Origin of the sequence: uncultured Cyclobacterium sp., from assembly GCF_963976465.1 — a bacterium.
In the GTDB taxonomy this organism is placed as follows: Bacteria; Bacteroidota; Bacteroidia; order Cytophagales; family Cyclobacteriaceae; genus Cyclobacterium.
Genome location: NZ_CAXBOC010000339.1, coordinates 1 through 6,592, shown reverse-complemented (window position 1 = coordinate 6,592; position 6,592 = coordinate 1). Strand labels below are relative to the sequence as shown.

General features: G+C 38.7%; 7 protein-coding genes. 1 reads left to right on the top strand and 6 read right to left on the bottom strand.

Annotated elements, in window-relative coordinates:
* The 3 genes from AAC037_RS17215 to AAC037_RS17205 all read right to left on the bottom strand — a co-directional run.
* A partial coding sequence (locus AAC037_RS17215; RefSeq protein WP_339904296.1) for a carbonic anhydrase occupies positions 1 to 481 on the bottom strand: 481 nt, incomplete at its 3' end.
* A 240-nt stretch (positions 482 to 721) separates the two neighbouring features.
* Complete coding sequence (locus tag AAC037_RS17210) at positions 722 to 1,738, bottom strand: 1-acyl-sn-glycerol-3-phosphate acyltransferase (RefSeq protein WP_339904294.1); 1,017 nt, start codon at positions 1,736 to 1,738, stop codon at positions 722 to 724.
* Positions 1,719 to 2,630 carry a bile acid:sodium symporter family protein gene (locus AAC037_RS17205; RefSeq protein ID WP_339904292.1) on the bottom strand — a complete coding sequence of 304 codons (912 nt, stop codon included), beginning with the start codon at positions 2,628 to 2,630 and terminating at the stop codon, positions 1,719 to 1,721. Before AAC037_RS17205 ends, AAC037_RS17210 begins: the two co-directional genes overlap by 20 nt.
* 272 nt (positions 2,631 to 2,902) lie before the next feature.
* Between AAC037_RS17205 and gap the strand changes: the two genes are divergently transcribed.
* A complete protein-coding gene (gene gap / locus AAC037_RS17200; protein WP_339904290.1) occupies positions 2,903 to 3,907 on the top strand; it encodes a type I glyceraldehyde-3-phosphate dehydrogenase in 1,005 nt (334 codons plus the stop codon).
* 49 nt (positions 3,908 to 3,956) lie between these two features.
* Here the strand turns inward: gap and AAC037_RS17195 are convergent, their stop codons facing one another.
* The 3 genes from AAC037_RS17195 to AAC037_RS17185 all read right to left on the bottom strand — a co-directional run.
* Positions 3,957 to 4,412, bottom strand: a complete 456-nt coding sequence (locus tag AAC037_RS17195; RefSeq protein WP_339904288.1) for a DUF1801 domain-containing protein — start codon at positions 4,410 to 4,412, stop codon at positions 3,957 to 3,959.
* Between the two features lie 14 nt (positions 4,413 to 4,426).
* Entirely contained in the window at positions 4,427 to 6,007 is a 1,581-nt protein-coding gene (locus AAC037_RS17190; RefSeq protein ID WP_339904286.1) for a hypothetical protein, read from the bottom strand.
* Positions 6,008 to 6,176: 169 nt separating this feature from the next.
* Positions 6,177 to 6,592: mannonate dehydratase (locus tag AAC037_RS17185; RefSeq protein WP_339904284.1), on the bottom strand; the 416-nt coding region annotated here is incomplete at its 5' end.

Sequence of the window (6,592 nt, the reverse complement as noted above, 5' to 3'; positions counted from 1 at the left end):
TTTTAACAACATTGATGCACTGTTCTTCAACATTCAATTCCACCAAACGATTGTATCTTAGGGTTTCATCGGTAATGGCATTTAATTCCTCAAAATGTAAGCGGTAAACATCCCTTATATTTCTTAGCCAAGGATTTAATATACCCAAGTCCTTTGATTCCAGTGCAGCAGCAATACCACCACACAAATAATGGCCACAAACAATAATATGCTTTACCTTCAAATGACCTACGGCATATTCAATAACTGAAGCCGAATTATTGTCGTTATTTGGTACTAAATTGGCAATGTTTCTATGTACAAATACCTCACCGGCATCCGCGCCCAGCAGTTCTTCGGCCGTCACCCTGCTGTCACTGCAACCAATAAATAAATGTAAAGGCTTTTGCTCCTTGGTTAGCTTCTTGAAAAAATCCGGATCACTTCCCAGTTTTTTTTTAACCCAATCTTTGTTGTTTTTTAAGAGCCGCTTATATTCCATGTGCTTGTTAATAGGTCTGCTAAAATTCCTTAGTTAATTCAAAAAATACAGCAGCGGTCAAATATACCTCTATTCTTTGTTTGAACAAGCAGCTATTTGTCAATTGGTTCAGCAGTAGTATGAAAAATTTTAAAGGTGTCCCATAATAAGCATCTTTACCGTGTAAGGAAAGCCTTATTAGAAGATAATATTTCAAGTTTAGGCGGTTCGCCATTAACAGTGATTAAAAAAATATACTTACTATTTGATCAATTTTTCTTCATCAATATTGTAATGATTACTATTCATTTTAAGAACCAATGACAATATTAAGATGCAAATTAAGGCTAGGGCTGTAGAGAAAAGCTTGGAGAACACAATCAATAGGCCAAGGTAATAAAGTGGAATGCCAACCAACCCAATGCAAAATTTAATCGTCCCATAAAATACAGGGTCTTCTACTTTACGCTCTATCCATTTCCATACCAGCCAATGGGGAAGATGAAGAATTTTAAATAGCCCGTTTTTCCATTTGGAGGCAGGCTTTAATTCCTCATTGGAATTCATTACCGTATTTCCTCTGCACTTGGTGATGTCTACATCTGATTGGAGAATATGTTTAATGGAATTGTCGTAATTTTCTTCAGGTAAATGTAAGCTTAGGCATTCTAGTGCCTTTTTTGATTGCTTAACCAATTTTCTTTCCTCTCCAAAATAATCCTTAGCAGATATTGGTGCTCCAATTTCCAGCAAGGCTTTAGAGCCTGATTTTTGGTGGGCTTGATAGCTTAGACCTATGGGAAGGATAATCAAATCAAAAGAAGGATCATCAGCTAAAGTTGCAGCTACTATTCGTGTAAAACCTTTACTAAGGGGCCTAATCCGACGTTTTAAGGAATGATTTCCTTCCGGGAAAATCAATATTTTACCGTTCTTTTTCAAGATGGACTTACAAAGGGCAAAGCTTTTATTGTTTCCGGAAATTGTCCCGAACCCATCTCTGATTCTATATACAGGTACCATTCTCATGAAGGCCAAAATTTTGGCAATCAAGGGGTTTTTAAAAACAGATGCCCTTGCGAGAAAATAAGGCTTTAGGTCGATGAATGTTGCGATCAATAAAGCATCCAATAAGGCATTTTGGTGGTTGGCAATTATAAGGGTGGGCCTGTGCTTATAAGGCTTCCAATTTCCAACGACTTCAATTTCTGAAAAATAAAACCATAAGGCAGTTTTCACCAACCGCTTGAGTAGGGAATTAAACAACCTTTGCCACATAATTGTATTTTTTCCATAGGCTAGCGATGGTAAGGCCTGAAACGATATGCCAAATGCCCCACCATCCGGCAATAATGGACATTCCTCCTAAGCCATCAAAATAGTTGAAAATCAAAACCAGGGCCAGTCCGGAGTTTTGAATTCCGGTTTCAATGGTAAGGGTTTTGGTGTCTTCAAGGGTTAAACCGAAGACTTTAGACAAGCTAAAGCCTGAGCCTAGAGCTACAAGGTTATGCATCAAAACCAAACCGAAAATCCATCCAATGACTTTAATAAAAAGATCGAAATTGCTATAAAAGGCGATAATGACAATACTGATAAAGATTACCACACTTATAGGTTTGAGAAGGCTTGCAATTTTTTCGGCCAGAAAAGGCTTCTTCTTGTTGACATATATCCCTAATATCAAGGGAATGCCGAGAATAAGTGCTACAGTCTCAAAAACATCACTGTAATTTAGACTGATGCTTTTTAATAAGAGGGCAGCAGGAGAATAAAGCCCGGACCATAGTGCGAAATTAAAAGGAGTGAGTACAATAGAACTTAATGTGGCGAAAGCCGTAAGACTAACCGAGAGTGCGCTGTTGCCGCGTGCATAATTGGTGAGAAAATTTGAAATATTGCCACCGGGGCAGGCTGCTACTAAGAACATGCCCAAGGCTACACTGGGACTTGGTTGGATAAACAGAACCAAAACCCATGTTAGAAATGGGAGCAGGAGAAATTGGGAGGTAATGCCAAGTAAAAATGATTTGGGATGCGACCATAAATATTTGAAATCCGAAAGTTTAATTTCAAGGGCGACACCAAACATAATAACGGCCAGAGAAACGTTCATTAAAAATAAGGAATCCTCTCCAAAATTGATCTGCATTTGATCTAATTCTTCCATAAAGCAATTGAAGTGAAAGTCAAAATTAATATAAATTTTCAGAACGATAGGATTGCCGGTTATTTGATAAGTTTTTTAAACTATTCAAAAACAAAATTTCAATGATAAATTTAATTTTTATAAATTTGACCATTGAAAATTTCGGAAGGAAAGATCAAATAGACCAATTGGCTAATTTTGAATTGTTCAGCACTAGAACTTCATTTTATTTCCAAAGCGGTGAACAGCAAAAAATAGTAATCTTTTAAACCATAGAATAGACAATCAACATTATGGAAAAAATTAAAGTAGGTATCAATGGATTCGGTAGGATAGGAAGACTCGTATTCCGTGCTGCACAAGAAAGAGAAGATGTTCAAATTGTGGGCATCAACGACTTAATTGATGTAGAATATATGGCCTACATGCTAAAATATGATTCAACTCACGGTCCTTTCAAAGGTGATGTTGAAGTTAAAGATGGCCAGTTAGTTGTAAACGGGAATGCGATCAGAGTAACTTCTGAAAGAAATCCTGCGGATTTGAAATGGTCTGATATTGGCGCAGAGTATGTAGTAGAATCTACCGGTTTATTCTTAACCAAAGAAAAAGCACAGGGTCATATTGATGCCGGTGCCAAGAAAGTAGTGATGTCAGCTCCTTCTAAAGACGATACGCCAATGATCGTAATGGGAGTAAATGAAGGAACTTACACTTCTGATATGGTATTTGTTTCAAATGCCTCTTGTACAACCAACTGTCTTGCACCTTTAGCCAAAGTTGTGAATGACAACTGGGGTATAGAAGAAGGTCTTATGACTACTGTTCATGCTACCACTGCTACTCAGAAAACTGTTGACGGACCTTCAATGAAGGACTGGAGAGGTGGTAGAGGAGCCGGACAAAACATTATCCCTTCTTCTACAGGAGCTGCTAAAGCCGTAGGAAAAGTAATTCCGGAATTGAATGGAAAACTTACAGGTATGTCTTTCAGGGTTCCAACTCCTGACGTTTCTGTAGTAGATCTTACTGTAAGGCTTTCAAAAGGAGCTACTTATGAAGAGATTTGTGCTAAAATGAAAGAAGCTGCTGACGGTGAATTGAAAGGCATTATGGGATATACTGAAGATGCAGTAGTTTCTAATGACTTCATTGGAGATGCAAGAACTTCAATTTTCGATGCTGGTGCAGGAATCCAATTGAATGATACATTTGTAAAATTGGTAGCTTGGTATGACAACGAATGGGGTTATTCTAATAAAGTTGTGGACTTGTTGGAATACATCGCTAAAAAATAATAAGCCTTAGGCTTTAATTAATGAAGATAGGGTTGGAGTTTCTCCAACCCTATTTTTTTATACTCTTTTCGTAAGTGCTGATCCATTCCTGCATACTCACCTTTGCTATTAATTCTCCTATTAAATCATAGGGGATTTGATCCATTTTTTTGAAGCGGATACAACTCTTACCCATATCTAATTTAGCCTTACTGTGTTTTGGGAATTCTTCTTTAAACCAGCTCATCAGATCCCCATCTGCATAAATACAGGAATGGTACAAGGCCAGGTAACTTTTTTGATTGGCAATGTTTACAAAAGGTAAGGGGAGTTTAGGGTTGCAGTGGTAGCCTGCAGGATAGGCTGAATGGGGCACAACATAGCCAATCATACCATAACTCATGGTTTCTTCAAATCCTTTGGGGAGATTGGAAACAATCGTTTGTCTTAATTTATAAAATGCTTCTTTTCTATCATCAGGAATTTCTTTGAGATAGTCTTCAACTGAGGTGGCTTTGCTATTCATCGGATTGGGTATGATTAATTTTTCTTTAAGATAGTGGTTGTTTTGGATAAGTCATCCAGTAGTTTTAAAGTCTCCCTGTGAAGGATTGGAGCCGTTTCGGGCCCCAGAGAATTTACTTCCCCATAAGGGGCAGTCTCTCGACCATAGGTAAATGGAGGCTTTTCATCCCATTGACTTTTGGGTACAATATAGCCAATCATATCATTGGCCATGCCACTAAAGAATTTAAATTGGCCGGGCATCATGCTTTTAATGGCGGGCACTTCTATGGGGGCAATGCCAAAATCAGCACCTTCCGGTGCCTCTACACCACCGTTAAGGATTTCCGGGTACAATTCTCCAGGTATATGTACGAAAGTAGCAGGGCCTAGTTTCCATACATTTACTTCAGATCTCACATTTCCCCAAGACATAAACCCCCTATCAAATACCCCAATAAAAGAGGCCAACCTGAATAATTTATTTGTCATAGGCAATGGTACCGTTTTGGCACGGATTGCCAAGTTGCTCCGGTACACCGTATCCATTCCTTTAGCCATGGTTTCAAAACTAATTTTGGCCAAGGCCAATCCTTGGGCATCGATTTTTTCTACAGTTGCAGCTTTTAAGCTGTCCTGTGAATAGGGGTGAACCACAGGGTCACTTGGTCTGGTTGTCATCAAGCCTCCCAATGCCCCATTAAGAAAAATAGAAACGCCTCCCAGGCCTTCATGGTAAACAGAATCATTGTAAACAATGCCTTTTTCCATATATTCCCTCCAATAATGAGGGAAATCGGAACTGATAAGGGTGTTATCTGCCCAGAGTGTCTCAGGGTGGTTGCCCCAGTTCATGATTGTTCCTAAGGTTTGGTCTGTCCTCTTTTCCATTACCTGCATAAGCCTAATGGCCGCATCATAGACCTTGGGTGCTCTGGTATCTCCAACCAAAGGAGCGGCATCACTTTCATTAATGGCAAATTTTAGGTAAGCGGGTTTTCGGTTTTCATAAGCTTCCAATACAGATTTTGTGATTCCCTCAAAAACGAGGGCTTTATAATTTTCATCCACTCCTCTGGTAAATGGATCGGGTCCCCACATGCCCATCATATCAGGAGAAGAATGCACATGTGTACTGGTGATAATCAGGTGATCCAAATCTATTCGTTCAAGGATCTTTTTTCTTAAGGATATTACTTCATCATTTCCAAAGCCAATCATGTCAATGACACAAAGGCCTAATTTTATTTGTCCATCATCCAATACCATGGATCTTGCCGACAAAGGATCGTTGATTCCTGAGGCAGGCCTATTTTGTTGAAATCCTGCCAGCCAAATAGGATCAAATTTCCCATTTTGATTGAGGTCGTTGTAATAATCCCCATCCTCTTCATTGTATTCAGCATCACCATTTACATCCTGCCAGGTATCATAACCTCCCGGGCTGATATCAGCGATAGCAAACCCGGCACTTAATTCGGCATTTTCTTCATTATGTAAAGAGAGGTTCAGGTCATAGCCTTTGTGCCTGTCCCGAAATTGATACATTCCAAATACCAATAGAAATAACAGGATTCCCGCAAAAATTAAGAGGACAATTTTTAACCAACGATTCATAGTGACAATTTTAATTAATTACTTTAAAAAATGAAAAAAGACCACTGAAGTAGGTGTTTGGTTATCAATTGAATGAAGCCATTGTAGGGTGGTATTGTGTTAGCCATATCACCTTGAAGAGATTTTATTGATAACATCTTTCACTTGAAGGAATGATTCTAATATTGAATCAATTTTTACTTTTCCCTACTCCTTCCATAAGCCCTCTAATGTAGCCAATGGCAAAAAGGGTTCCAATGGTACTGTAACCCGGTTTGTCATTACTGTCTCCGGCCATAGTAGGTACATGATCAGGTCGCATTGGGCCTTTAAATCCAATGTCTCGATAAGCTTGCATTACTGCAAACATATTCGTCTTTCCTGCATCATGAAAGGTTTCTTCAAAGTTGTTTTTGTTTCCAATTACATCCCGAAAATGTACAAAGTGGATGACATTTCTTTTTCCAAAATACTTGATGGCTTCAGGAATATTTACTTGCTCAGTACTGGTTCCCATTGAGGCAAAACTTCCCTGGCAAAAAGTAATCCCATTATTTACACTTGGATAAATTGTACCATTTCCTTTCCCACTTGATCTATTAGTAG

What these genes read in the sequence shown, in the direction of transcription:
- AAC037_RS17210 (WP_339904294.1), bottom strand. Translation starts at nt 1,738, where the DNA reads ATGTGGCAAAGGTTGTTTAATTCCCTACTCAAGCGGTTGGTGAAAACT.
- AAC037_RS17205 (WP_339904292.1), bottom strand. Translation starts at nt 2,630, where the DNA reads ATGGAAGAATTAGATCAAATGCAGATCAATTTTGGAGAGGATTCCTTA.
- gap (WP_339904290.1), top strand. Translation starts at nt 2,903, where the DNA reads ATGGAAAAAATTAAAGTAGGTATCAATGGATTCGGTAGGATAGGAAGA.
- AAC037_RS17195 (WP_339904288.1), bottom strand. Translation starts at nt 4,412, where the DNA reads ATGAATAGCAAAGCCACCTCAGTTGAAGACTATCTCAAAGAAATTCCT.
- AAC037_RS17190 (WP_339904286.1), bottom strand. Translation starts at nt 6,007, where the DNA reads ATGAATCGTTGGTTAAAAATTGTCCTCTTAATTTTTGCGGGAATCCTG.